Source organism: Spirillospora sp. NPDC052242, from assembly GCF_040679555.1.
Lineage (GTDB): Bacteria > Actinomycetota > Actinomycetes > Streptosporangiales > Streptosporangiaceae > Spirillospora.
Window position 1 is genome coordinate 22200 of the sequence record NZ_JBFAUZ010000065.1, and the last position, 24582, is coordinate 46781.

A 24582-nucleotide genomic window follows, 5' to 3' on the forward strand; every position below is an offset into this window, starting at 1 on the left:
CGCCGTCCACGACACGGCGCCGCCTCCGAGCCCGCCCGGCCGGAGAGCCGAACCAGCGCCGCGAGACCACCGAAATGCCCGTGACCCCGAGGTCGCGGGCATTTCGCCGTGCCGGGACGGTCACCGGGGCGGGCCGCCCCGGTGGTCGGGGTCCAGCGGGACGTCCACGACGACCTCCGTGCCGCCGCCCTCCCGCCGCCGGAAGTCCAGGTTCCCGCCCAGCTCCCCCACGATCAGCGTCCGGACGATCTGCAGCCCGAGGCTGTTGCTGCTCTCCACGTCGAAGTCCGCGGGCAGCCCCACCCCGTCGTCCGCGACCACGACGACGAGGCGCCGCTCGCCCGCCGCGTCCCGGCCGTCCGGGCGGTCCGGCCGCGGCTCCGGCTCGCCCGCCGCCGACAGCTCCCCCCACACCGGCTGCCGCGCCGCCCTGCGCCGCAGGTCGGACGGCTCGTCGGCGGCGCCGTCGCGGCCGCCGCCCGTCCGGTGCGCGACGACCTCGAGCGTCCCGAACCGGTTCGCGAGCCCGTGCTCCAAGGCGTTCTGCAGCAGCTCCGTCAGCGCCATCGCGAGCGGCGTCGCGATCTCCGCGGGCAGCACCCCGAAGTTCCCGGTCCGCTTCGGCGTGACCTTGGTCTCCGGCGTCGACACCTCCCCCGCCATCGTGATGACCCGGTCGGCGATGTCGTCGAAGTCGATCAGCTCGTCCGGGGTGAGCGACAGCGTCTCGTGCACGATCGCGATCGACCCGACCCGCCGCACCGCCTCGTCCAGCGCCGCCCGCCCCTCCGGGATCCGCAGCCGCCGCGCCTGCAGCCGCAGCAGCGCCGCGACCGTCTGCAGGTTGTTCTTCACCCGGTGGTGGATCTCCCGGATGGTCGCGTCCTTCGTCATCAGCTCCCGGTCCCGCCACCGCAGCTCGGTGACGTCCCGGCACAGGACGATCGCGCCGATCCGGGTGCCGCCGACGACCAGCGGGATCGTCCGCAGCTGCATGATCGGGCCGTGCGCCTCCACCTCCACCTCGCGCGGCGCCCGGCCGCTGAGCAGCACGCTCAGCGCCTCCTCCAGCGGCTCCCCGGTGTCGCACAACTCCGCGGTGATCTCCCCGAGGTTCTCGCCCACCAGGTCCGCCGGGTAGCCGAGCCGCCGGTACGCCGACTGCGCGTTCGGGCTCGCGTACGTGACGCGCCCCGACCGGTCCAGCCGCATCAGCCCGTCCCCGACGCGCGGCGAGCGCACCAGGTTCGGCTCCTCCCCCGGCACCGGGAACCGCCCCTCGGAGATCATTTTCGCGAGGTCGCTGGCGGACTGCAGGTACGTCAGCTCCAGCCGGCTCGGCGTCCGCGCCGAACTCAGGTTCGTGCTCCGCTGGATCACCCCGAGGATCTTCGCGCCGCGCCGCACCGGGATCGACTCCTCCCGCACCGGGATGCCGCTCCCCCACTCCGGGTCGCCCTCCCGGACGATCCGGCGCTCCCGCCACGCGACGTCGATCAGCTTCCGGCGTCCCGTCCGGACCACCTTCCCGACCAGGTCCTCCGGGTACGCGGTGGGGCCGGTCGTCGGCCGCATCTGCGCGATCGCCACCCACCCGGGGACGGCCGCGCCGGTGTCGAGGGCCCGGCCGCGCGCGTCCGCGGGCGGCGCGTCCCCGATCCGCAGCGGCACCCACAGCAGCAGGTCGGCGAACGACAGGTCGGCGAGCAGCTGCCAGTCCGACACGAGGGCGTGCAGCCACTCCACGTCCGTCTCGGTCAGGTCGGTGTGATCGCGGACCAGATCGGTCAAGGTAGGCACACGACCATCATCGCCCATCGCCTTTGGCGCGGCCCGCGCGTCCCCCGTCCGCGGGCACCTGGCAGGATGCCCGCATGATCCCCGCAGATCCCCTCGCCAGGCTCCGGGACGCGGCCGCGCGGCGGGACGCGGCGGGACTGCGCCGCACGCTCCGGCCCCGCACCCGCGACCTGATCGACCTGGCGTCCAACGACTACCTCGGGCTGTCCGGCGACCCCCGCCTCGCCGCCGGCGCCGCCGCCGCGGCCCGCGCCTTCGGAACCTGCTCCACCGGGTCCCGCCTGGTCACCGGCACCACCGAGCTGCACACCGAGCTCGACCGGCGGCTCGCCGCGTTCACCGGCGCCGCCGCCGGGCTCGTGTTCTCCTCCGGGTTCCTCGCCAACCTCGGCGCCGTCACCGCGCTCTCCGGCCCCGACGTCCTCGTCGTGTCCGACCAGACGAACCACGCGTCGATCGTCGACGCGTGCCGGCTGTCGCGGTCCCGCGTCGCGATCGTCCCGCACCGCGACACCGCCGCCGTCGCCGAGGCCCTCGCCGACCGCGACGAGGACCACGCGATCGTCGTCACCGACGCCGTCTTCTCCGTCGACGGCGACCTCGCGCCGCTCGCCGAGCTGCACGCGCTCGTCCGGTCGCACGGCGCCCTCCTCGTGGTCGACGAGGCGCACGCCCTCGGCGTCGTCGGCGCGGGCGGCCGCGGCGCCGCGCACGCCGCCGGCCTCGCGGGCGAACCCGACGTCGTCCTCACGCTCACGCTGTCGAAGTCCCTGGCGTCCCAGGGCGGCGCGGTCCTCGGCGCCCCCGAGGTCGTCGACGCGCTGGTCGACACGGCCCGCTCGTTCATCTTCGACACGGGCCTGAACCCGCCCGCCGTCGGCGCCGCCCTCGCGGCCCTCGACGTCCTGGAGTCCGACCCCGGCCTGCCCGCCCGCGCCCGCGCCGTCGCCCGCCGGATGACCGCGCTCGCGGCCGGTTCCGGCCTCGAGACCGCGCCGCCCGCCGCGGCCGTCGTCCCCGTCTACCTGGGCGAGCCGCACGCCGCGCTCCGCGGCGCGGAGATCTGTGCTGACCACGGCGTCCGCGTCGGCTGCTTCCGCCCGCCCTCGGTACCGAAGGGACGCGCGTGCCTGCGGCTGACCGCCCGTGCCACAGTGGACGAGGCCGACCTCACAAACCTCGGGAGCGCCCTGGCGGAGATCGCGCGCGCTACCGGCCGTAGTCTTCACGCATAACATCGGGGAGAACCGATGATGAACGTGAGGAGATGCCGTGACGGAGGTCAGGGGCGGGCCCCGGCACGGGGGCGGATTCGAGCACGGATTCGATCGGGCCACGTTGAGCGACATCGGTAGGCACCACTCGAGCCACGCACCCCGCATCCCGAAGTACTACAAGCTGAAAGAGCTGCTGGTCGAGCTGATCCAGTCGCTCCCGCCCGGCAGCCCGCTGCCCCCCGAACGGGCCCTCGCGGAGAAGTACGAGACGTCCCGCACGACCGTCCGGCAGGCCCTCGCCGAACTCGTCGTCGAGGGCCGCCTGCAGCGCATCCAGGGCAAGGGCACGTTCGTCGCCAAGCCGAAGGTGTCCCAGGAGCTGCAGCTCGTCAGCTACACCTCCGACATGCGGCACCACGGCCTGCGCCCCGAGACCCGCATCCTCGAGGCCGGGTACGTCAGCGCCGACGAGCACCTCGCCACCCTCCTCGGCATCCGCCCCGGCGGCCGCGTCCTGCGCGTCCACCGGCTCCGCCTCGCCGACGGCGAGCCGATGTCGATCGACACCTCGCACCTGCCCGCGCGCCGCTTCCCCGGCCTCCGCCGCGAGCTGTCCCGCCACCACTCGCTGTACGAGACGCTCGCGACCGCCTACGACGTCCACCTCACCGAGGCCGAGGAGACGATCGAGACCGTCCTCGCCACCCCGCACGACGCCCAGCTCCTCGGCGTCGACGTCGGCCTGCCGATGCTCCTGCTGTCCCGGCACGCCTTCGACACGACGGGCCAGCCGGTCGAGTGGGCCCAGTCCCTCTACCGCGGCGACCGCTACAAGTTCATCACCCGCCTCCGCCGCCACTGACCTCCCCTCACCCCCTTCCCGGGACCCGCACGGAGCGCGACGTTTCGCATACACTCCGAACATGTGTTCCCTACGATGACGGGAGTCGGATCGTGAGGGAGAGGCGGCACCAGGTGAGCATCCAGCCGGAAGTGCGCGTGTCGGAGCTGCCCGACACGCCTTACAACCTCTGGCTGCGCGGCGAGCTCGATGACTTCGTCGACGCCCCCGAAGGGTCACGGATCGAGGTCATCGGAGGACAGGTCGTCGTGTCGCCCCCGCCGTCGTTCCCGCACAACACCATCGTCGACGACATCACCGTCGCCGTGGTGCGCGCGCGCGTGACCGACCCGGACTTCCCCTGGCGCACCAACCAGGGATCCGGCATGTCCCTCGTCTGCATCGGGGAGGGTTACATCCCGGATCTGGTGATCCTGGAAGCAAAGGTGTACGAGGCGGCCCGGCGGGACGAAGTCCTCAGGCTCGTGCCCGACCAGGTCGAACTGGTCGTGGAAGTCACCTCACCGAGCAACGCCGTGACCGACCGGCGGCCGTCCGAACGGCGGGCCGACCGGAAATGGTGCGCCTACGCCATCGCCGAGATCCCCTACTACCTCCTGGTGGATCGCTCCCCCAAGATGCCAAGGACGACGTTGTACTCCATCCCCGACCAGGCCACCGGCGCCTACCTGCACCAGGAGTCCTGGGAGTTCGGCGAGACGATCCACCTCCCCGATCCGTTCGGCGTCGACATCGAGACCACCGAGTGGAGGCCCTGGAGGAAGTGAGCGTGCCCTCCTGGGCGTCCACCACGGCCACGACGGTGACCGGAGGGCGCCCTAGAGGGTCTTGCTGAGGGCCTTGATGGGCATCTGGAGGTCGGTGAGCAGGTCGAGGTCCTTCTCGGCGGGGCGGCCCAGGGTCGTGAGGTAGTTGCCGACGATGATCGCGTTGATGCCGCCGAGCATGCCCTCGCGGGTGCCGAGGTCGCCGAGGGTGAGTTCGCGGCCGCCCGCGTAGCGCAGGATCGTCCGGGGCAGGGCGAGCCGGAACGCGGCGATGGTGCGGAGCGCGTCCGGGCCCTCGACGAGCGGCAGGTCGGAGAACGGGGTGCCGGGGCGGGGCGCGAGGAAGTTCAGCGGGACCTCGTCGGGCTCCAGTTCGGCGAGCTGCCCGGCGAACTCGGCGCGCTGCTCGACGGTCTCGCCCATCCCGACGATGCCGCCGCAGCAGACCTCCATGCCGGCGTCCTTCACCATGCGCAGGGTCTCCCAGCGCTCCTCCCACGAGTGGGTGGTGACGACGTTCGGGAAGTGCGAGCGGGCGGTCTCCAGGTTGTGGTTGTAGCGGTGGACGCCCATCGCGGTCAGCTCGTCGACCTGCTCCTGGGTGAGCATCCCGAGCGAGCACGCGATGTTGATCTCGACGGCGTCGTTGATGGCCTTGATGCCGTCGCGCACCTGCGACATGAGGCGCTCGTCCGGGCCGCGGACGGCCGCGACGATGCAGAACTCGGTGGCGCCGGTCTTCGCGGTCTCCTTCGCGGCCTCGACCAGCTCGGGGATGTTCAGCCACACCGAGCGGACCGGCGACTCGAACTGGCCGGACTGGGAGCAGAAGTGGCAGTCCTCGGGGCAGCCGCCGGTCTTCAGCGACACGATGCCCTCGACCTCGACCTCCGGGCCGCACCAGCGCATCCGGACCTCGTGGGCGAGCGCGAGCAACTCCTCGAGACGGTCGTCCGGCAGGGTCAGGCACTCCAGGACCTGGTCGGCCGTGAGGCCCTTCCCCTCTTCAAGCACCTGCCGCCGAGCAGTCTCCAAAATGTCGCTCACGTGTTCTCCTTGTCGAGTCCGTAGCTGTCGCGGAAGGTACCAGGGTCGAAGGCGCCGCCGAACGCGGGGGCCAGGCCGCGGTGCGCGGCGACGAGGAACTCGGGGGCGTCCAGGGCGCCCGCGCCGGCGGGCAGCGCGCCCGCGAGGGGACGGGCGGCGATGGTCTCCAGGTCGCGGATGTTGCTGCGCTGCGCGAGGTCCGGCTCGTCCGGCCAGGCGCCGATGACGACGCCCGCGAGCTGCACGCCGCGGTGCGCCATCGCCTCCAGCGTCAGCGCCGTGTGGTTGAGGGTGCCGAGGTCCGGGCGGGTGACGACGACGACCGCCGCGCCCAGCCAGCGGGCGAGGTCGGCGATCGTGCCGCCCTCCTCGTCGTAGCGGACGAGCAGGCCGCCCGCGCCCTCGACGAGCACGAGGCGGCGGTCGTCCGACAGGGCCCGGACGCGTTCGGCGACCTCGGGCAGCCGCACCGGCGGCGTCCCGGCGACCCGGGCGGCGGCGGCCGGCGACAGCGGGTCGGGGAAGCGCGCGAACTCGTGCACGTCCTCGATGCCGGCGAGCCGGCGGACGTCGTCCAGATCGCCCGGTTCGCCGGGGCCGACGCCGGTCTGGCCGGGTTTGACGACCGCGACCGACGTGCCGCGCGCGGCGGCGACGGCGGCCAGCGCGGCCGTCACGACGGTCTTCCCCACGCCGGTACAGGTCCCGGTGATCACGAGCACGCTCACGCCCGGCACACTAGCGCGGGCCCCGGCGCCCGGTCCGTCGCCGAATCCCACAGGATTCGGCGGGGCGGTTTGTAATCGGCTCAGCCCCCGAGGGCTTCGGCGACCTCCCGGGTGACGGCCCGCAGTTCGGGGTCGAGCTGGTCGAGGCGCGCGTCCAGGTCGGCGGCGAAGGACAGGCGCTCGACGTCCGGGGCCGGGCAGGCCTCGGGCATCCACGCGGAGTGGATCAGGAACGGGACGGTCGTGCCGTGCGGGGGCGCGAGGACGGCGACGGGCCCGCGGCCCACGTCGGCGGCGTCGAACAGCTCGACGCGGAACCGGTCGTCGTTGTGCACGGCGACGACGAGGTGGCCGTCGTGGCCGCCCGGGGACGCCCCGGCGTACCGGGTGCCGCCCGCCGGGGCGGCGCCGCGCGGGACGAACGCGGGCGACGTCGGGTAGTCGTCGAGGGCGAACGTCCACTCGGCGAGGGGCTTGAGGTCGTCGCGGTCGTGGGTGACGAGGACGGCCGGGGTCTCCTCGGCGGGGAACAGCGCGGTGTCGACGCGGCCCTCGTAGTTGCGGAGGGCCCGCTGGTTGACGGCCTCGGGATGGAACCCGATGTAGATGAGATGGTGCCGCGTCGGGTCGGTCTGCCCTTCGAGGCTCCAGTCGATGGCGGACAGTTCGGCCTGCCACCAGCGGGACGGGTTCTGGGCGCGCGCGCGTTCGCGCACCTGGCCGCTCTCCGGGTCGAACTGCATGATGGTCGTGAACGCCGGGGTCATGCCGTGGCAGTACATCCCGCGCAGGGCGGGGTCGATGGGACGACCGTGCACGTCGAGGTCGTCCTCGCGCAGGTACATCCCGATGTCCACGCCCGGGGTGTTCTCCATGACGATCTGGACGCCGTCGGAGTCGTCGTAGCGCGCGTAGAAGTGGTTCACCTCGGGCGCGATCCGGAACTCCTTGCAGGCCACCGTGGACCTGCCGGGGGCGAGGTCGTCCTTGCGGATGAGCAGGAGCGGCCCGTCGGGGTTGTTGGCGACCGTCCGGTCCCCGCCGAAGATCTCGTCGGCGTCGATCTTGAAGGCGGTGTCGGCGAGGACGAGCCAGTCGCGCGTCTGCGTGATGGTGTGCGTGGCCTGCGGCAGCGTCGCGTTCTCGACGTCCCAGCGGTGCACCCGCGCGCCCGTCCCGTCGTAGCGGATCACCGAGACGGTGCCGGTGAGAACGTCGCGGCTGACGTTCCACATGCAGCCGCGGTCGGGGTCGACGACGGGATGCGCGGTCGTCGAGATCAGCGGCAGCACGGCCTGGTCCATCGCGGGCTTCCAGTCGTCGCGGTGCCCCACCTCGGCGACGAACGCGAGCGTGACCGGGTCGATCTCGACGGGCCGTCCGGCGTCCCACGTCGCGAACAGGCGGTCGCCCCACGGCAGCGGGGCGGTGTTGGCGCAGTTGACGAATCCCCACGGCGAGCTCGTGCCGACGGGCCCGGCGGTGAACAGGTCGGGACGCGCCCGCTTCAGCCGGACGGACGGGGTGTCGAGCACGCGGGCCCGCCACGGGAACCGTCCGTCCGGTCCGGGCCGCAGCGGGAGCCGCGCCATGATCCCGTCGCCGAAGAACGCGTGCAGGGGGTGGCTGCGCTGGTCGGAGGCGCTGACGACGAAGTGCCCGTGCACGTCGTCCGGCCAGGCTCCCGCGATCACCTCCAGGTCCATGTCGGGGTGGTCCTCGCCGAGGATCGAACGCGGTATCGGCATGACGCCTCCAGGGGGTCGGCTCCCGCCAATCAACCTCGGGAAGGCGGGCGTCGTCAACCCTCTAACGACTATGTCCGGGACGTCCCGGTGCGCGGCTAATCTGGGCTCCGCCCCGTCCGTCCCGGCGGGGCGCGAACCGGACCCGGAGGTGCATCGGTGCCCGAACCCGCGATCGTCCGGACGGCCCGCCCGGACGAGTACGACCTGATCGGCGCGCTGACCGTCGAGGTGTACGTGCGCAGCGGGCTGGTGTCGCCGGACTCGTCCTACGTGGCGACGCTGGCCGACGCCGCCGACCGCGCCGCCAAGACCGAGCTGCTGGTCGCCGACGTCGGCGGCGAGGTCGCGGGCGCCGTCGCGTACTGCCCGCCCGGCAGCCCGTACGCCGAGCTGGCCGCGCCGGACGAGGCCGAGTTCCGCATGCTGGCGGTCCTGGCGAGGGCGCGCGGCGCGGGCGCGGGACGCGCGCTGGTGACGGCCTGCGTGGACCGCGCGCGCACCGCCGGGCTGCGCGGCCTGCGGCTGTCGACGCAGCCGAACATGGTCGACGCGCACCGCCTCTACGAACGGATGGGCTTCGCCCGCACCCCCGACCGCGACTGGTCGCCCGTCCCCGGCCTGCGCCTCCTCACCTACGCCCTGACCTGGTGACGGAACGGCCCGTCAGGCGTGCGCGGCGGCGTCCTCTCCGGGGCCGGCTTCGGAGCCCGGGGCGTCACTGGCCAGATCGCCGTGCCGGGAGCAGCGCGCCGTCCAGCCCAGCGGGGTGACCTGCACGATCATCCGGCGGCGGCAGCGCGCGCAGTAGCGGGGCGGCTCCATCCGCCGTGCGGCGCGGCACGCCGCGTGGTCGCCCCGGTCGGCGGGCTCGCCGCAGCGGTCGCAGTACGTCTCCACGGTGGGCTACCGTACCGCCGGGTCGGTGCGCATGCGCCCGACCAGTCCCGTGTCGTAGGAGCCGTCCGCGAACTCGGGACGGCGGAGCAGCTCCGCGTGGAACGGCAGGTTCGTCGGGAGCCCCTCGATGCGGAACGCGTCCACGGCGGCCCGCGCGCGGCTCAGCGCGTGCGCGCGGTCGTCGCCGTGCACGCACAGCTTGGCCAGCAGCGGGTCGTAGTGGGGGGTGACCTTGTTGCCCTCGGCGTACCCGGCGTCGATGCGGATGCCGTCGCCGACGGGCTCCTCCCACACCTTGATGCGGCCGGGCGCGGGCAGGAAGCGTTCGGGGTCCTCGGCGTAGACGCGGAACTCGATGGCGTGGCCGCGGGGCCCCATGAAGGCGTCCGGGACGGGCTCGCCGGCGGCGATCAGGAACTGCGCCTCGACGAGGTCGACCCCGGTGACGAGCTCGGTGACGGGGTGCTCGACCTGCAGGCGGGCGCTCATCTCCAGGAAGTGGCACTCCTGCGCGGCGGGGTCGACGAGGAACTCGACGGTGCCCGCGCCGCGGTAGCCGACGGCCTCGCCGGCCCGGACGGCGGCGGCCAGCATGCGCTCGCGGAGTTCCGGGGAGACGCCGGGCGACGGCGACTCCTCGACGAGCTTCTGGTGGCGGCGCTGCACGGAGCAGTCGCGGTCGCCGAGCGCGACGACCGTCCCGTCCGGCAGGCCGAGGATCTGCACGTCGACGTGCCGGGCGTGCGGCACGAAGCGTTCGAGGAGGATGTCGGCGCGGCCGAAGATGCGCTCGCCGCGGGCGCGGGCGGTCTCGTAGGCGCGCCGCAGACCCGCCTCGTCGTGCGCGGCGCTCATCCCGATGCCGTTGCCGCCCGCGGCGGGCTTGACCATGACGGGGTAGCCGATGCGCTCGGCCTCCTCGACGGCGGTGTCGGCGTCCGGGACCGGCTCCCACACGCCGGGCACGACCGGGACGCCCGCCTCCTTCACCAGGTTCCGGGCGTTGATCTTGTCGCCGAGCCGGGCGATGGCGAGCGGCGGCGCGCCGACCCAGACGAGGTCGCGGGCGGCGACCTGCCGGGCGAAGTCGGCGTTCTCCGCGAGGAACCCGTAGCCGGGGTGGACGGCCTGCGCGTTCGTCCGCCGCGCCGCCTCGATGATCGCCGGGGCGTTGAGGTAGCTGCGCGCCGCTTCGGCGGGGCCGATGAGGATCGCCTCGTCGGCCTCGGACACGAACGGCAGGTCGGCGTCGGCCTGCGAGTACACCGCGATGGCCTTGAGGCCCATCGCGCGTGCGGTGTGGATGATCCGGCTGGCGATCTCTCCCCGGTTCGCCACGAGCACGGACTCGAACACCTGCGGACTCCTTCGGGGGACGGCGGACCGGGCGGCCCGCCCCGGCCGACACTAGCGGCCGCGGCGGTGCTCCGCCGACCGCGCGGGTGACAAATACCTGACCGTAGTTTTGTCGATCACGGCCGGGTGCGGCGGTCCACGACACGGCTGAGCGCCTCGACGACCGTCGGATCGTACTCGGCGGCGGAGTCGAGCCGCAGTCGTTCCAGGACGGCCGCGCCGCGGTCGCGGTCGGGGGACTCGCCGACGAGGTCGTCGTAGGCGTTGGCGACCTTGATGATGCGGCTGGCGAGGGGCGGCGCGACGGGACGGTCGGCGTCGCCGTCGCCCGCGTCGGACGCGTCGTCCGCGGGACGTCCCGTCCGGTAGGGGTGCGAGGAGAGCCGGACGATGTGCGCGACGCGGTCGAGGACGCCGGTCTCCTTGATGACCTCGGCGCCGAGTTCGGCGATGCGGCGCTGCTCGGCGGGGGACGCGAGGACGGTGGCGCCGCCGGGGATCGGGTCGCCGAGGGACAGCTGCCCGATGTCGTGCATGAGCGCCGCGTACTCCAGTTCGAGGAGTTCGGCCTCGGCCATGCCGAGTTCGCGGCCCATCGCGACGGCGAACGCGGCGACCCGGCGGGAGTGGCCGGTCTCGACGTAGCCGCCGACCTCGGTGACGCGCGACAGGGCGCGGACGGTCTGCAGGTAGGTGGCGCGGACGCCCGCGTACCGGCGGAACGCGAACTGGGTGACGAGGATCGGCACCGTGAAGATCAGCAGCGCGGCCTGCCCCATCGCGGTGGTGGAGACGGCGATGAGCATGGCGGTGGCGCTGGTCGCCGCGCACAGCGCCATCTTCGCGCCGATCTCGTCGCGCAGCGCGATGCCGAACCGGGTGCGGACGGCCTCGGCGCGGATCAGCGCGGCGACCACCACGTCGGTGAAGCAGGACGCGATGACGATCAGGCCCATCGTGGCGAGCAGCAGGTACCAGGCGAGGTCGAGGTCGAGGAGCGGACGGAAGCACAGCGCGACGATCGAGACGGTGAACAGCCGCCGCGCCATCGCGTCCGGGCGGGGGGTGCGGCCGACGGCGATGTGCGGCAGCGAGCCGATGAGCATGCCGACGGCGGTGACGGCCACGACCTGCAGCGGCGAGTGGACGGCGGGGACGACGCCGAGCGGCGCGTCCGCCGGGGCGCCCTCGGGCCCGGCGCCGATGAGCAGCGCGTAGCCGATGGCGCCGGCGGTGGCGATGGGGGCCATCTCCCGGTTGCCGGGCATCACCATGCGGAACAGTTCGCCGAGCGCGATGAGGACGCCGAAGATGACCGCGAGGTCGGGCTGGACGAGCCCGACGGCGGCGACCTGGGTGATCGCGACGACGACGAACAGCCCGGCCGTGGCGATGAGCAGGAGCTGGCCGGAGTCGATGGACTGCCACGCGGCCCGTTCGCGGGCGCGGATCTGGGTGCTGGTCACGCTTGCTTTCCCGCCGGGTCGGTCACTTGCGCACTTCGTCCCCGGCGACGCGCAGCGGCGTGCTCGGGTCGTCGTGGTCCTGCCGGGTGGTCTCGGCGACGTCGTCGTCGGGCGGCGTCATCGGCGCGGGCGGCTCCCAGCCCTCCCGGTCGAGGGCGCGCAGGAACGCCTCGACCATGACGGGGTCGAAGTGGTCGCCCATCCCGCGCCGCAGTTCCTCGACGCCCTCCTCGACGCTGCGGGCGGCGCGGTAGGACCGGGTGGAGGTCATGGAGTCGAAGGCGTCCGCGACGGAGATCACGCGGGCGAACTCGGGGATCTCGTCGCCGACGAGGCCCATCGGGTAGCCGCGTCCGTTCATCTTCTCGTGGTGGTGCATGATCCCGGCGAGGGCCTCGTCCAGGAAGCCGATCTCGCGGACGATCTCCAGCCCGCGCATCGGGTGGAGCTGGATCGCGGCGAACTCCTCGGCGGTGAGCGAGCCGTTCTTCTGCAGGACCTTGGTGGGGACGCCGAGCTTGCCGACGTCGTGCAGCATCCCCGCGTAGCGGATGGCCTCGACCCGGTCGGGCCGCATCCCGATCTCCTTGGCGATCATCACGGAGCCGCGGGAGACGCGTTCGGAGTGGCCGCGGGTGTAGTAGTCCTTCGTCTCGACGGCCTGGCAGAGCGACGCGAGGGTGGCGGCGTGCGCCTGGTGCTGGTCGTGCGCCTGCTCCATCGCCCAGCGGGCGATGAACAGCGGCAGCAGGACCAGGACGGCGGCGAGCGGCCCGACCCGCGGCCACAGCCCGGCGATGAGCAGGCCGAACATGCCGTAGGCGAGGCACCCGACGGCGAGCTGGCCGCTGTCGCGGATCAGCTCGCGGGGCGCCGCCTGGCGGCTGAGCAGCAGCACCCCGGCGGTGAGCGCGAGGTTCACCAGGACGAACGCGACGAGCGCGCCGAGGAACGGGCCGATGACGTTCTCGACCCAGCGGGCCTGCTCGGGGCGGAAGCGGTCACCGCCGAGCAGTACGAAGACGGTTCCGGCGATGAAGCCGCTGAGCGCGAACTGCGCGCCGTTGAACAGCCGCTTCTCCGGGGCGAGGATCCGCTGGCCGGTGACGACGGCGCAGCAGCCGAGCAGCGCCGCGCCGGCGGGGCCGAGCAGGACCACCGACGCGAGGCTGGCGGCGAAGCTCATCGAGACGCGCGCGCGCTCGACGTTCAGTCGGGCCGGTGCGGAGTCGCACACGAGGAAGAGCACGGCCAGGACGGCCAGCTTCTTCCAGTCCAGCTCCGCGAAGGACGACGTCGCGATGAGGCCGGCCGCGAGGACGACCACACCGCACACGTACGCCCAGGCAGCGAGAGGTAGTCCACGCATTGCCGCCCCCTCGGGGATGACGAATGGGCGGGCCGCCGCCGGGATCGCTCGTGCCTGCCGGCACTAGACCCAGGACACGCCCTTGGGCATCATCAGCGACGACGCCGTGGCGCTCGAGTGCCGGGCCGTCCGGACAGGCATCTCGCGATGCAGCATGACTCCTTGCCTCCCCCCGCGGAAATCCGGAACGCCGGTGCACGACCGGCGGGCCGGGACTCTGACGGCCCCGACCTCCGGGCGAGCACATACCCCGAATTCCCGGGTGCGCACCGTGCTCCCGTCGCTGAATTCGGCACAAGCCTAACGCGAACTGCCCAGGTCACACAGGCATGCGGGGAATCGTGAGCAAAGTGTGAACCAACCGTCACCTATAGTGATCATTTCTCGGCCGTAAAACACGCAACGTATGCGCACCAAGCTTATGCACGATCTAAATGCACGTGCAGAAGGCAAACAGTAAACTAAACAACCAGAAACAGCCCCGGAAAGGGATGGGCCGGTCATTCAACGGCCTTCGGCGTCGCAGACGGCATCACGGGCGGTTCCCGGACGCTTCCGCACACGGCGTTCCCCGCACCCACCGGACGAACGCGCCTCAGCGGCGCTCGCGCGCCCACGCGACCGTCTCGGCGAGCCCGTCGGGCAGCGACACCCGGGGCGTCCAGCCGAGCGCCCCCTGGGTCGGCCCGGGGTCGATCGCCATCGCCGGGAGGTCGCCGAGCCGGGGGGGCGCGAACTCGGGCTCGTCCGGCGCACCCGCCGCCGCGGCGACGAGCGTGTGCAGCTCGCGGTCGGTGGTCTGCAGCCCGGTGCCCACGTTGAGCCGCAGCCCGCCGCCGCGCTCGTCCACCGCGCGGGCGAACGCGTCGACGACGTCCAGGACGTACACGTAGTCGCGGGTCTGCGTGCCGTCGCCGTACACCTTCGTCGGACGCCCGTCGAGCAGCGCGTCCGTGAAGATCGACACGACGCCCGCCTCGCCCTCGGGGGTCTGCCGCGGCCCGTACACGTTCGCGAGCGTGAGCGTGGTGAAGTCGACGCCGTGCAGCGCCCGGTACGTCTGCGCGTAGACCTCCCCCGCCACCTTCGACGCGGCGTACGGCGACGCGGGCCGCAGTTCGGCGTCCGGCGGGACGGGCAGCGCGTCCGGCACGCCGTACACGGCGCAGCTGGAGGTGAAGACGATCTTGCGGCCGCCCGCCGCGCGCACCGCCTCCAGGACGTTCGCGGTGCCGAGCACGTTCGTCCGGGCGTCGCCCAGCGGTTCGGCGACGCTGGCCCGCACGCTGACCTGCGCGGCCAGGTGGCAGACGACCTCGGGCCGCCGCGCGGCGGCCCGCTCGACGAGCGCCGGGTCCGCGACGTCCAGCTCCCAGAACTCGACGCCGGGACGGACGTTCGCGCCGGACGACAGATCGTCCACGCCGACGACCTCGTGGCCGTCGGCGAGGAGCCGGTCGACGAGATGGGAACCGATGAAGCCGGCCGCGCCGGTGACCATTACGAGCACGGGAGAACGATAACCCGCGGCGCCCGGAGGGTCCGGTCAGGCGGTTCGGTCAGGCGGTTCGATCAGGCCGTTTCGGTCTCGGCGCGTTCGGCGCCGGAGTCGGTGGCCTTGATCTCGCCGCAGATCTGCTCGATGCGGCCGAGGACCTTGCTGCGCAGGTCCTCCGGCGCGGGCTCGCAGCCGCAGGACTTGTTCACCAGCTTCTTCACGGCCTCCTCGAGGCCGTACTCGCGCAGGCACGGCCCGCACTCGTCGAGATGCTGACGGACCTCGCCGCAGCCGCCCTGGTCCAGCTCGCCGTCGAGGTAGGTGTAGACCCGGGCCAGGACCTCGTCGCAGGAGGTGTCATGGTGGTCGCCACAGCTCATGGCTCACTCACCCTTCTCGCTCACCGCGCGGCGTCCGCCCGCGGTGCTCGGCATGTCGCTCCGCTCCCGGCGGCGGACGGGCGAGCGCGTCATGACCGCCCCCCGTTCGCCCGCGTGAGACCGCGCTCCTGAGCGTAGTCCTCGAGCATGCCGCGCAGCTGGCGCCGGCCCCGGTGCAACCGCGACATCACCGTGCCGATGGGCGTGCCCATGATCTCGGCGATCTCCTTGTAGGCGAATCCCTCGACGTCGGCGAGGTAGACGGCGATCCGGAACTCCTCCGGCAGGTCCTGCAGCGCCCGCTTCACGTCGGAGTCGGGCAGGTGCTCCAGCGCCTCGGCCTCGGCGGACTTCAGCCCGCTGGAGGTGTGCGACTCGGCGCGCGCGAGCTGCCAGTCCTCGATCTCCTCGGTGGCCGACTGCTGGGGCTGGCGCTGCTTCTTGCGGTAGGAGTTGATGAACGTGTTGGTCAGGATGCGGTAGAGCCACGCCTTGAGGTTCGTGCCCTCCTTGAACTGGTGGAAGGACGCGAACGCCTTGGCGAACGTCTCCTGCACGAGATCCTCGGCGTCCGCCGGGTTGCGCGTCATGCGCAGCGCGGCGGAGTACAGCTGGTCCAAGAACGGGAGCACATCGCGCTGGAAGCGCTCCTGGCGCTGCTCCACGGTCTCCGTGGTGCCCGGTACCTGACCCACCCCCTCGACTGCGGCGACACCGGCCGTGTCGTCCCCGCTAGACGATATCGGGCCGCGCAACCTGAGCGCGCCCCTGGGTGCCGGTGCCTTGCCGAGGGGCGATACCCCGGCACCGCGCGGGTAATCGGCAACGGCCGTGGTCATGGAACCCCCACCTCCGGCTGTACTCGTTCGTCTCACGCTTATGAGACGGTGCAACGCCGGGACGTCCCCGTCGATTCCCGCGATCTCGATCACGGTCGCGGCCCGGGGGGAGGGCCCTTCCCGGAGTGTCCTGCACGGAGGGTGATGACCGGGCCCGGACGGGGAAGAAGTGACTTATATGGCGAGAACAGGAGCAAAACGGTGCTACCGGTGCCGGCACGACCTCCCGAGCCCACCATCGCCAGCCTGCGCGATCCCTCCGGCGACGGAGCGGGGGACTCTCTGGAGCGCTACTGGACCTTCTACTGGGCGGTGGCCGATGCTCAGCTGACGCGATGGCTGCCCCGGGCCCCGTCCCGGGTCCTGGACCTGTCCGGCGGGGACGGGCGGTGCGCCGGGCTCGCGGCCGGCGCGGGGCACTCGGTGCTGGAAGTGCGCGACCCGCTGCTGGACCGGGCCGCGCCGGACGGCGGGTCCGCCGCGTCCGGCGACGGGCGCGGGGCCGCGACCGTCCCGGTGCTGGGCGACTCGGGGACGCTCGACTTCCTCGACGACGCGTCCGTGGACGCCGTCGTCGCGGAGAACCGCGTCCTGTCGCGGCATCTGGCGACCGAGGCGACGGTCGGCGAGATCGCCCGCGTGCTGCGCCCGGGCGGCCGCGTCCTGCTGTGCGTCGACTCGCTCACGCTCGGCATGGCGCTGCTCGCCGAGCGCAACTACTGGGCGCACCTGTCGGACGTGCCGAGCGCGGAGGTCGTCCTGGTGCCGTGGCCGGACGGGACGATCACGCGGTGCTTCGGCGCCGAGCAGCTCCGCGAGCTGCTCGGCGGCGCGGGCCTGGAGGTCGAGTGGGTCAGGCCGCGGACGGTGCTGTCCCCCTCGACGGTCGAGCACGTCCTCGGCCGCTCGCCGCGCGCGCTGGACCGGCTGGTGCGGACCGAGCTCAACGCGCCGTCGGGCGACGAGTCCGGGATCCACCTGCTGGCGAGCGCCGTCCGGCCCTGACCGGGGTCAGAACAGGGCGTCCGGCGGGCCGGCGGGGTCGTCGGACGCCGGCACGACGAGCTCGGGCCCGTTGTTCTTCACGCTGTTGACCGCCTTCGACACCGGGTAGGCGTCCATCGTCCCGGCCATGGCGGGGACGAGCAGCCCGCGGACGCGGTCGGGGTCGGTGAGGGACGGGTCGAGCCAGGCGTCCCAGCGGTCCGGCTCGACGACCATCGGCATGCGGTCGTGGATGCGGCCGAGGTCGTCGGGCGCGTCGGTGGTGATGACCGTGCACGTCCAGAGCCACTCGTCCTCGGGCGTCTTCCACAGCTCGTACAGCCCGGCCATGGCCATGACCGCGCCGTCCTTGGGGCGGATGAAGAACGGCTGCTTCTGCGGCCGCTTCTTCTTCTCCGTCTCCTCGCTCTCCAGGACGTACCACTCGAAGTAGCCGTCGGCGGGCAGCAGGCAGCGGCGCTTGGCGAACGCGCGGCGGTAGGACGGCTTCTCGTGCACCGTCTCGGCCCGCGCGTTGATCATCCGGTTGCCGATGGCGGGGTCCTTGGCCCAGGACGGGACGAGGCCCCAGCGGACGGTCCGCAGCTGCCGGACGGGCGCGACCTCTTCGGGCGCGTCCTTCGGGGCCCGGTCGAGGATCACGGGGACCTGCTTGGTCGGGGCGACGTTGTAGTCGGGTTCGAGCTCGCCTTCGAGGGCGTCGACCTGCACGCGGAACTCGTCGAGCAGTTCCTGGCGGGCCCGGGAGGTGGCATATCGACCGCACATGGCTCCATCCTGCCGCGCTTGAGGCGCGGCGTGTTGGGCATGTAGCGCTTCATGCGACCGTTCACGACTCTGGCCCGCCCGTTCGTGGCGGCCCCATTCATCATGACCGGACTGGACGCCATGCGGGACCCGCGGGAGCGCGCCGAGCGGGTCGCGCCGGTGGCCAGGCCGGTGACGGACCGGCTCGAATGGCTGCCGAAGGACCCCGAGACCCTCGTGCGGATGCACGGCGCGCTCAGCGTCGGCACCGGCGCCCTCCTGCTGACCGGCCGGTTCCGCCGGCTGACCGCGCTGCTGCTCGCCGCGCAGGTCGTCCCCGCGCTGGCGACCGAGCACCGCTACTGGACCGAGGACGACCCGGACGACCGGGCGAACGAGCGCGCGCACCTGCTGAAGAACGCCGGGCTGTTCGGCGCGCTGCTGATGGTGGCGGCCGAGCCCCGCCGGGCTCCCCGGCTGGCGGAGGTGCGGCGCGCCGCCCGGGAGACGCAGATCAAGCGCGGCGCGGAGGCGCGGGCGCTGCGCCGCGAGGCCGCGACGACGCTGCGGGACGCGCGCCGCGAGGCGGCCCGCCAGGTCGCGATCGCCCGCGCGGAGAGCGGGAAGAAGGCCGTGAAGCAGACGGCGAAGGCGGCGAAGGCCGGCAAGGCGGCCAAGACCGGCATCGGCTTCCGCGCCGGGAAGAGCGCCGGCAAGGGCGCGGGCATCGTGCAGAGCGCGAAGAGCGCGACGAAGGGCGCCGGCAAGGGCGCCAAGGGCCTGACGAAGGGCATGGGCAAGGGCATGGGGAAGGGCGCCCGCAAGGGCGGCAAGAGCGCCCGGACCATCGGCATGGGCCCGTTCAAGGCCGTCGCCAAGGGCGCGGGCAGGAACGGCACCGGCACCCTCCAGGCGCGCATGCAGCAGGGCAAGCAGGCGGGCCGGACGGTCAAGGCCGGGACGAGCGCGCAGGCGCAGCGGGCGATGAAGGCGGGCCAGTCGGTCCGGACGGGCACGGCCGTCCAGGCGGGCAAGGTCCTCCACGCCGTCAAACGCTGATGCCGCGCGCGTCCGGCCACCGATAGCCTTGGGGGTATGGCCTCCTCCTCTCCGCATTGGCTCGCGCCGGTCGCCGACGGGCCCGTGGACGCCACGGTGGCGCTGCCCGGGTCGAAGTCGATGACCAACCGGGCGCTGATCCTGGCCGCGCTGGCCGACGAGCCGGTGTGCGTCCACCGCCCCCTCCACAGCCGCGACACCGAGCTGATGGCGGACGCGCTGCGCGCGCTGGGGGTCGGCATCGGCGAGGACGGGGGCGACTGGCAGACCCTCCCGGGTGAGCTGGCGGGCCCGGCGCGGGTGGACGTGGGCCTCGCGGGCACGGTGATGCGGTTCCTGCCGCCGGTGGCGGCGCTCGCGCGCGGCGAGGTGGCGATCGACGGCGACCCCCGCGCCCGGGAGCGGCCGATGGGGCCGATCATCGCGGCGCTGCGGGCGCTCGGCGCGGAGATCGACGACGGCGGGCGCGGTGCGCTGCCGTTCACGGTCCGCGGGACGGGCGCGGTGGCGGGCGGCGCGGTGACGATCGACGCGTCCGGGTCGTCGCAGCTGGTGTCGGGGCTGCTGCTGGCGGCGCCCCGGTTCGGCAAGGGCGTGGAGGTGCGGCACGAGGGGCCGCCGGTGCCGTCGGCGCCGCACCTGGCGATGACCGTGCAGATGCTGCGCGCGGCGGGCGCGACGGTGGAGACCGGCGAGAACCTGTGGCGGGTCGCGCCGGGGCCGCTGCGCGGCGGCGAGTGGGTCATCGAGCCGGACCTGTCGAACGCGGCGCAGTTCCTCGGCGCGGCGCTCGTCGCGGGCGGGCGCGTCACCGTCCCGGACTGGCCGGACGCGACGACGCAGCCGGGCGACGCGCTGCGCGGGCTGCTCGCGGAGATGGGCGCCGAGGTGTCGCTCGGCCCGGACGGGCTGACGGTGCGGGGCCCGGGCGCCGGGGAGTACGCGGGGCTGGAGGCCGATCTGCACGAGGTCGGCGAGCTGACGCCCGTCCTGGCGGCGCTCGCGGCGCTGGCCGGGTCGCCGTCGCGGCTGACCGGCATCGCGCACCTGCGGGGGCACGAGACCGACCGGCTGGCGGCGCTGGTCGCCGAGCTGAACCGGCTGGGCGGCGACGCCCGGGAGCTGCCGGACGGGCTGGAGATCCGGCCGCGGCCGCTGCGCGGCGGCGTGTTCCGCACCTACGACGACCACCGGATGGTGATGGCCGCGGCGGTGCTGGGGCTGGCCGTCCCCGGCGTCGAGGTGGAGAATCCGGGCACGGTCGGCAAGACGATGCCGGACTTCACCGGGCTGTGGGCGTCGCTGCGGGCGTCCGCCTGAGGACGAGGGGGCGGGACGCTGGCACGACGACGCGAATACGACGAGGACGACGTCCGGGTGCGGCCCGGGCGGCGGGGGTCGCGGCCGCGCACCCGGCGCCGTCCGGCGCACGAGGACGCCACCCCGGCGCTGGTGATCGCGGTGGACCGGGGCCGCTACCGCTGCCTGGCCGATCTCGGCACCGGCGACGAGCGGGCCGTCACCGCGATGCGCGCCCGCGAGCTCGGACGCAAGGGCGTGGTGGTGGGCGACCGGGTGGCGCTGGTCGGTGACGTGTCGGGCGACACCGACACGCTGGCCCGGATCGTCCGGGTGGAGCCGCGGACGTCGTCGCTGCGCCGGACGGCCGACGACACCGACCCGTTCGAGCGGATCGTCGTCGCCAACGCCGACCGGCTGGTCATCGTGACGGCGCTGGCGGACCCGGAGCCGCGGCCCCGGATGATCGACCGGCAGCTCGTCGCGGCCTACGACGCGGGCATGGATCCGCTGCTGTGCCTGACCAAGGCCGACCTCGCCGACCCGTCCGAACTGATCGCCGAGTACGCCCCGCTGGGCTTCCCGTGCGTGGCGACGCGGCTGGCCGGGGCGGACGACGGTGACCTGAGCGAGCTGCGCGGGCACCTGTCCGGACGGACGAGCGTGCTGGTCGGGCACTCGGGGGTCGGGAAGTCGACGCTGGTGAACGCGCTGGTCCCGGACGCCGAGCGGGCGGTCGGGAACGTCAACGCGGTCACCGGGCGGGGCCGGCACACGTCGTCGTCGGCGATCGCGCTGGAGCTGCCCGGCGGGGACGGGTGGATCATCGACACCCCGGGCGTGCGGAGCTTCGGGCTCGCGCACGTCGACCCGGCGAACGTGATCAACGCGTTCGAGGACCTCGCGGAGGGCGCGGCGGAGCGCTGCCCGCCGCAGTGCGACCACTTCCAGGACGACTGCGGGCTGGACGCCTGGGTCGCCGAGGGGCACGCGGGCCGGGCCCGCCTCGAGTCGCTGCGCCGGCTGCTCGCCAGCCGCGAGGGCGAAGCGGAATAGCCGTCCGCTTGGGGCGGGACGTCGGTATCGTCCTCCCCATGCGCCAAGTGATCGCCGACCGGTACGAGCCGGTGGAGCTGCTCGGCCGCGGCGGGATGGGCGCGGTGTGGCGGGCCCGCGACCGCGTGCTGGACCGCGAGGTCGCGATCAAGGAGGTCACGCCGCCCGCGGGCCTGGACGACGAGCAGATCGGCCGGGTGTACACGCGGACGTTCCGGGAGGCCCGGTCGGCGGCGCGGCTCGACCATCCCGGGATCGTCACGGTGTACGACGTCGTGGAGGAGGACGGGCGCCCCTGGATCGTCATGCAGCTCGTCCGGGCGAGGTCGCTCGACGCGATCGTCAAGGGCGAGGGTCCGCTGCCGCCCGAGCGGGTCGCCGCGATCGGCCTCGACCTCCTCGACGCGCTGCGGACGGCGCACGCGGCGGGCGTCGTGCACCGCGACGTGAAGCCGGGCAACGTGCTGCTGCCGCCGAACCGGGCGGTGCTGACCGATTTCGGCATCGCGACCGTGGCGGGCGACGAGACGATCACGCAGACCGGCGCGATCATCGGGTCCCCGGCGTACCTCGCGCCCGAGCAGGCCCGCCGGCAGAAGGCGTCCCCGGCCTCGGACCTGTGGTCGCTGGGCGCGACGCTCTACGCGGCCGTCGAGGGCCGGTCCCCGTACCAGCGTCCGGACGTGTGGGGCGTGATGGGCGCGCTGCTGGCGGACGAGCCCGATCCGCCGCGGCGGGCCGGGCCGCTCGCGCCCGTCCTGCACGGCCTGCTGCGCAAGGATCCGGAGCAGCGGATCGGCCCGGAGGAGGCGGAACGCCTGCTCCGGCAGGCCGCGTCCGGGACTCCGGCGCCGTTCGCGCCGCCGGACTCTCCCGCGCCCGTCCCGCCTCCCCCGCCGCACCTGACCGCCGCCCCCGGGGCGGGTTCCCCGGGCGAGGCGCCGACGTACCCGCCGCCGCAGCCCGGCACCGTCCCTCCCGGCACCGTCCCTCCCGGCACCGTCCCTCCCGGCGGCGGACGGACGGGCGGGGAACGGCACGGCGTGCGGTGGGCGCTGCTCCTGCCGATCGGGGTGTTCGCGGTCCTGCTGGCCGCCGGGGTGCTCTCGGCCGCCGTCTTCCTGACGCAGGGCGACCGGAACGACGAGCGGCCGGGGCAGTCGGGTTCGCCGGGCGCGAGCACGCCGGGAAACGGATCCGGCGGTACCGGGTCGACGAGCGGCGGCGTGCCCGCCGGGTACGTGCCGTACCAGGGGCCGGGGTTCACGGTCGCGGTGCCGAAGGGGTGGAAGGCGGAGGCGTCCGGCGACGACGTCACGTTCGCCGACCCGGCGGAGGGCAGCAGGCGCGGCATCGCGATCCAGCGGATCGCGGAGAGCGCGGCCGACCTGGGCGGTTCCATGGCCGACGCGGCCGGGCGGTTCAAGGACGATCCGTCCTACCAGGACTACAGCCAGGTGAATTTCAAGCGCAGCCTCAGCTACCAGGGCGGCGATGCGGCGGAACTGGAGTTCACGTTCACGCAGGACGGCGTCGCGGGCCGCTGCCGCGCGCGTGTGTTCCGCTTCAACGGCGCCGTCTACCAGGCCGTCCTGGTCAGCCGCGCGGATTCCTGGCAGTCGGTGGTCCCGTACTACGAGACTTTCCTGCGGACGCTCCGCGGATCCTCCTGACGAAACAACAAGGCAATTCGCCACATATCCGGCGGCCGGTTCCGGTCCGGGCGGCGTCCCGCGCAGGCCATGACCGGCCAGCCCGCGGCGGGGAATTCCGCATACCGTCATTGACATGACCCACGTCGTCGCCGGACGGTACGAGCTGGTGGAGCCGCTCGGCCGGAACGGGACCGGCCCCGTCTGGCGCGCACGCGACCTCCTCCTCGACCGCGAGGTCGCGGTGCAGGAGGTCGCCCTCCCCGACCGCCTCGGCCCCGACCGGATCGGACGGGCGCACGCCCGCGTCGTCCGGGAGGCGGGGGCGGCGGCGCGGCTCGACCACCCCGGCCTCGCCACCGTGCACGACGTCGTCGAGGAGGCCGGCCGCCCGTGGGTCGCGACCCGGCTCGTCGGGGCGCCGTCGCTCGCGGCGATCATCGAGCGGGACGGGCCGCTGCCGCCCGAGCGGGTCGCGGCGCTCGGCCTCGACCTGCTCGGCGCCCTGCGCGCCGCGCATGCCGCGGGCCTCGTGCACCGCGACGTCGAACCGGGCACCGTCCTGATCGAGGCCGGGCGGCCCGTCCTCACCGGCCTCGGCGCCGCCCCGGAGACGGCGGACGAGCGCGCGGCGCCGCCCGGCGCGTTCGGCTGCCCGGCGCCCGAGCAGGCGGCCGGGCAGCCGGCCACCGCGGCGTCCGACCTGTGGGCGTTCGGCGCCACCCTGTTCGCGGCGGTCGAGGGGCACCCGCCGTACCCGCACGCGGCGGCCGCGGCGTACCCGGAGCCGGCGGTGACGCGGCTCGCGGGCCCGCTCGCGCACGTCCTGCACGGCCTGCTGCGCCGGGCCCCGGAACGGCGCATCGGCCACGACGAGGCCGAGCGCCTGCTCCGGCAGGTCGCGGCGCCCGGCGCCGCGCCGTGGGCCCCGCCGATGACGCCGCCGACGACCCCGCCGCCGTTCCCGCCCGGCCTCCCGCCGCCGGGTCCGGTCCCGGCGGGCGCGCCCGAATGGGCGCCGACCGCCCCCGGCCCGCACGCGGGCGGGCCGCCGCCGCGCACGGGCTCGCGGTGGACGGTCATCGTCCCGGTCGCGGTCCTGGCGGTGGTGCTCGTCGTCGCGGCCGTCGCGGTCGCGGTACTGCTCGGCCTGGAGGACGACGAGGGACCCGCGGCGCCGATCGCCGGAGCGACGTCCGCGACCCCGGGCACGGCGGCCCCGTCGAACCTGGCCGGATACCGGGAGCACCGCGGGGACGGCTTCGCGGTGAGCGTGCCGTCCGGGTGGGAGACCGAGCGCGACGGCGAGGAGGTGTCCTTCACCGACCCCGTGGAGATCCAGAGCATCGCGCTCACGAGGATCGGCGACGAGGACCCCGTGGCGCCCACCGACGTCGCCGACACGCTCAAGGACGCCGCCGAATCGTTCGCCGACGACCCGGCGACCTACCCGGGGTACCGGCAGGAGCGGTTCACCGAGCTCGGCTACATGGGCGACGACGCCGCGGAGCTCCAGTTCACGTTCACCGCGGCCGGCGTCGAGTCGCGCATGCTGATGCGGCTGTTCCGCTTCGACGGCGGGATCTACAGCGCGATCCTGACCGCCGACTTGGGGCAGTGGGAGGAGTCGCTCCCCCACTACGAGACGTTCCTGCGGACGCTCCGCTCCGGGTGACGCCCGCTAGATCGTTGATGGGGGTTGTTGGGTGCCCTAGTCAGTGGTCGTAGGCGATCAGTGATCGTTTGACCGGGGCGCCGATGAGCCAGTTGTGCCAGATGGCGGCGTTGAG

At 73.8% G+C, this 24582-nt stretch carries 22 protein-coding genes; 10 read left to right on the forward strand and 12 right to left on the reverse strand.

Going from position 1 to position 24582, the window contains the following annotated elements:
• Positions 1-120: 120 nt before the first annotated feature.
• Entirely contained in the window at positions 121-1800 is a 1680-nt protein-coding gene (locus AB0L25_RS36690; protein WP_500177689.1) for a GAF domain-containing sensor histidine kinase, read from the reverse strand.
• Positions 1801-1874: 74 nt separating this feature from the next.
• Between AB0L25_RS36690 and AB0L25_RS36695 the strand changes: the two genes are divergently transcribed.
• The 3 genes from AB0L25_RS36695 (at position 1875) to AB0L25_RS36705 (ending at position 4646) form a co-directional block, all read left to right on the forward strand.
• Positions 1875-3035: an 8-amino-7-oxononanoate synthase gene (locus AB0L25_RS36695; protein WP_500177690.1), complete on the forward strand. Its 1161-nt coding sequence runs from the start codon at positions 1875-1877 to the stop codon at positions 3033-3035.
• A 112-nt stretch (positions 3036-3147) separates the two neighbouring features.
• Entirely contained in the window at positions 3148-3879 is a 732-nt protein-coding gene (locus tag AB0L25_RS36700) for a GntR family transcriptional regulator (RefSeq protein ID WP_500177720.1), read from the forward strand.
• Between the two features lie 113 nt (positions 3880-3992).
• Complete coding sequence (locus AB0L25_RS36705) at positions 3993-4646, forward strand: Uma2 family endonuclease (protein WP_500177691.1); 654 nt, start codon at positions 3993-3995, stop codon at positions 4644-4646.
• Between the two features lie 51 nt (positions 4647-4697).
• Here AB0L25_RS36705 and bioB read toward each other — a convergent pair whose 3' ends face one another.
• The 3 genes from bioB to AB0L25_RS36720 all read right to left on the reverse strand — a co-directional run bounded on the left by bioB (position 4698) and on the right by AB0L25_RS36720 (position 8169).
• On the reverse strand, positions 4698-5693 hold the full coding sequence (gene bioB / locus AB0L25_RS36710) for a biotin synthase BioB (protein ID WP_500177692.1): 996 nt from the start codon (positions 5691-5693) through the stop codon (positions 4698-4700).
• Positions 5690-6421 (reverse strand): dethiobiotin synthase, encoded by a 732-nt coding sequence (gene bioD / locus AB0L25_RS36715; RefSeq protein WP_500177694.1) that lies wholly within the window; start codon positions 6419-6421, stop codon positions 5690-5692. Before bioD ends, bioB begins: the two co-directional genes overlap by 4 nt.
• Before the next feature lie 80 nt (positions 6422-6501).
• Complete coding sequence (locus tag AB0L25_RS36720) at positions 6502-8169, reverse strand: carotenoid oxygenase family protein (protein WP_500177695.1); 1668 nt, start codon at positions 8167-8169, stop codon at positions 6502-6504.
• 156 nt (positions 8170-8325) lie between these two features.
• Between AB0L25_RS36720 and AB0L25_RS36725 the strand changes: the two genes are divergently transcribed.
• Entirely contained in the window at positions 8326-8820 is a 495-nt protein-coding gene (locus tag AB0L25_RS36725; RefSeq protein WP_500177697.1) for a GNAT family N-acetyltransferase, read from the forward strand.
• Between the two features lie 12 nt (positions 8821-8832).
• On the opposite strand, the gene bsaP is transcribed toward AB0L25_RS36725, so the two are convergent.
• The 7 genes from bsaP to AB0L25_RS36760 all read right to left on the reverse strand — a co-directional run bounded on the left by bsaP (position 8833) and on the right by AB0L25_RS36760 (position 15830).
• The gene (gene bsaP, locus AB0L25_RS36730) at positions 8833-9066 is read right to left on the reverse strand and encodes a biotin synthase auxiliary protein BsaP (RefSeq protein ID WP_500177699.1); all 234 of its coding nucleotides are present in this window, start codon (positions 9064-9066) and stop codon (positions 8833-8835) included.
• 6 nt (positions 9067-9072) lie between these two features.
• On the reverse strand, positions 9073-10422 hold the full coding sequence (locus AB0L25_RS36735) for an acetyl-CoA carboxylase biotin carboxylase subunit (protein WP_500177700.1): 1350 nt from the start codon (positions 10420-10422) through the stop codon (positions 9073-9075).
• A 116-nt stretch (positions 10423-10538) separates the two neighbouring features.
• Entirely contained in the window at positions 10539-11888 is a 1350-nt protein-coding gene (locus tag AB0L25_RS36740; RefSeq protein WP_500177702.1) for an HD-GYP domain-containing protein, read from the reverse strand.
• Between the two features lie 22 nt (positions 11889-11910).
• On the reverse strand, positions 11911-13257 hold the full coding sequence (locus AB0L25_RS36745) for an HD-GYP domain-containing protein (protein WP_500177704.1): 1347 nt from the start codon (positions 13255-13257) through the stop codon (positions 11911-11913).
• Positions 13258-13852: 595 nt separating this feature from the next.
• Entirely contained in the window at positions 13853-14758 is a 906-nt protein-coding gene (locus tag AB0L25_RS36750; RefSeq protein WP_500177721.1) for an NAD-dependent epimerase/dehydratase family protein, read from the reverse strand.
• 71 nt (positions 14759-14829) lie between these two features.
• The gene (gene rsrA, locus AB0L25_RS36755) at positions 14830-15135 is read right to left on the reverse strand and encodes a mycothiol system anti-sigma-R factor (RefSeq protein ID WP_500177706.1); all 306 of its coding nucleotides are present in this window, start codon (positions 15133-15135) and stop codon (positions 14830-14832) included.
• An 89-nt stretch (positions 15136-15224) separates the two neighbouring features.
• Complete coding sequence (locus tag AB0L25_RS36760; protein WP_026401230.1) at positions 15225-15830, reverse strand: sigma-70 family RNA polymerase sigma factor; 606 nt, start codon at positions 15828-15830, stop codon at positions 15225-15227.
• Positions 15831-16184: 354 nt separating this feature from the next.
• Between AB0L25_RS36760 and AB0L25_RS36765 the strand changes: the two genes are divergently transcribed.
• Entirely contained in the window at positions 16185-16979 is a 795-nt protein-coding gene (locus AB0L25_RS36765; RefSeq protein WP_500177708.1) for a class I SAM-dependent methyltransferase, read from the forward strand.
• A 6-nt stretch (positions 16980-16985) separates the two neighbouring features.
• Here AB0L25_RS36765 and AB0L25_RS36770 read toward each other — a convergent pair whose 3' ends face one another.
• Positions 16986-17747 (reverse strand): SOS response-associated peptidase, encoded by a 762-nt coding sequence (locus tag AB0L25_RS36770; protein ID WP_500177710.1) that lies wholly within the window; start codon positions 17745-17747, stop codon positions 16986-16988.
• Between the two features lie 51 nt (positions 17748-17798).
• Between AB0L25_RS36770 and AB0L25_RS36775 the strand changes: the two genes are divergently transcribed.
• The 5 genes from AB0L25_RS36775 to AB0L25_RS36795 all read left to right on the forward strand — a co-directional run bounded on the left by AB0L25_RS36775 (position 17799) and on the right by AB0L25_RS36795 (position 24467).
• The gene (locus tag AB0L25_RS36775) at positions 17799-18785 is read left to right on the forward strand and encodes a DoxX family protein (protein ID WP_500177711.1); all 987 of its coding nucleotides are present in this window, start codon (positions 17799-17801) and stop codon (positions 18783-18785) included.
• A 36-nt stretch (positions 18786-18821) separates the two neighbouring features.
• Positions 18822-20105, forward strand: coding sequence for a 3-phosphoshikimate 1-carboxyvinyltransferase (gene aroA / locus AB0L25_RS36780; RefSeq protein WP_500177712.1), 1284 nt, complete (start codon positions 18822-18824; stop codon positions 20103-20105).
• Positions 20106-20162: 57 nt separating this feature from the next.
• The gene (gene rsgA / locus AB0L25_RS36785; RefSeq protein WP_500177714.1) at positions 20163-21140 is read left to right on the forward strand and encodes a ribosome small subunit-dependent GTPase A; all 978 of its coding nucleotides are present in this window, start codon (positions 20163-20165) and stop codon (positions 21138-21140) included.
• 38 nt (positions 21141-21178) lie between these two features.
• The gene (locus AB0L25_RS36790) at positions 21179-22813 is read left to right on the forward strand and encodes a serine/threonine-protein kinase (RefSeq protein WP_500177715.1); all 1635 of its coding nucleotides are present in this window, start codon (positions 21179-21181) and stop codon (positions 22811-22813) included.
• 115 nt (positions 22814-22928) lie between these two features.
• A complete protein-coding gene (locus tag AB0L25_RS36795; RefSeq protein WP_500177717.1) occupies positions 22929-24467 on the forward strand; it encodes a serine/threonine-protein kinase in 1539 nt (512 codons plus the stop codon).
• The last annotated feature ends 115 nt before the right edge of the window (positions 24468-24582 follow it).

Excerpts from the sequence above, each read along its gene's own strand:
- AB0L25_RS36695 (WP_500177690.1), top strand. The coding sequence starts at position 1,875 with ATGATCCCCGCAGATCCCCTCGCCAGGCTCCGGGACGCGGCCGCGCGG.
- AB0L25_RS36720 (WP_500177695.1), bottom strand. The coding sequence starts at position 8,169 with ATGCCGATACCGCGTTCGATCCTCGGCGAGGACCACCCCGACATGGAC.
- AB0L25_RS36745 (WP_500177704.1), bottom strand. The coding sequence starts at position 13,257 with ATGCGTGGACTACCTCTCGCTGCCTGGGCGTACGTGTGCGGTGTGGTC.
- AB0L25_RS36750 (WP_500177721.1), bottom strand. The coding sequence starts at position 14,758 with ATGGTCACCGGCGCGGCCGGCTTCATCGGTTCCCATCTCGTCGACCGG.
- rsrA (WP_500177706.1), bottom strand. The coding sequence starts at position 15,135 with ATGAGCTGTGGCGACCACCATGACACCTCCTGCGACGAGGTCCTGGCC.
- AB0L25_RS36770 (WP_500177710.1), bottom strand. The coding sequence starts at position 17,747 with ATGTGCGGTCGATATGCCACCTCCCGGGCCCGCCAGGAACTGCTCGAC.
- AB0L25_RS36775 (WP_500177711.1), top strand. The coding sequence starts at position 17,799 with ATGCGACCGTTCACGACTCTGGCCCGCCCGTTCGTGGCGGCCCCATTC.
- aroA (WP_500177712.1), top strand. The coding sequence starts at position 18,822 with ATGGCCTCCTCCTCTCCGCATTGGCTCGCGCCGGTCGCCGACGGGCCC.
- AB0L25_RS36790 (WP_500177715.1), top strand. The coding sequence starts at position 21,179 with ATGCGCCAAGTGATCGCCGACCGGTACGAGCCGGTGGAGCTGCTCGGC.
- AB0L25_RS36795 (WP_500177717.1), top strand. The coding sequence starts at position 22,929 with ATGACCCACGTCGTCGCCGGACGGTACGAGCTGGTGGAGCCGCTCGGC.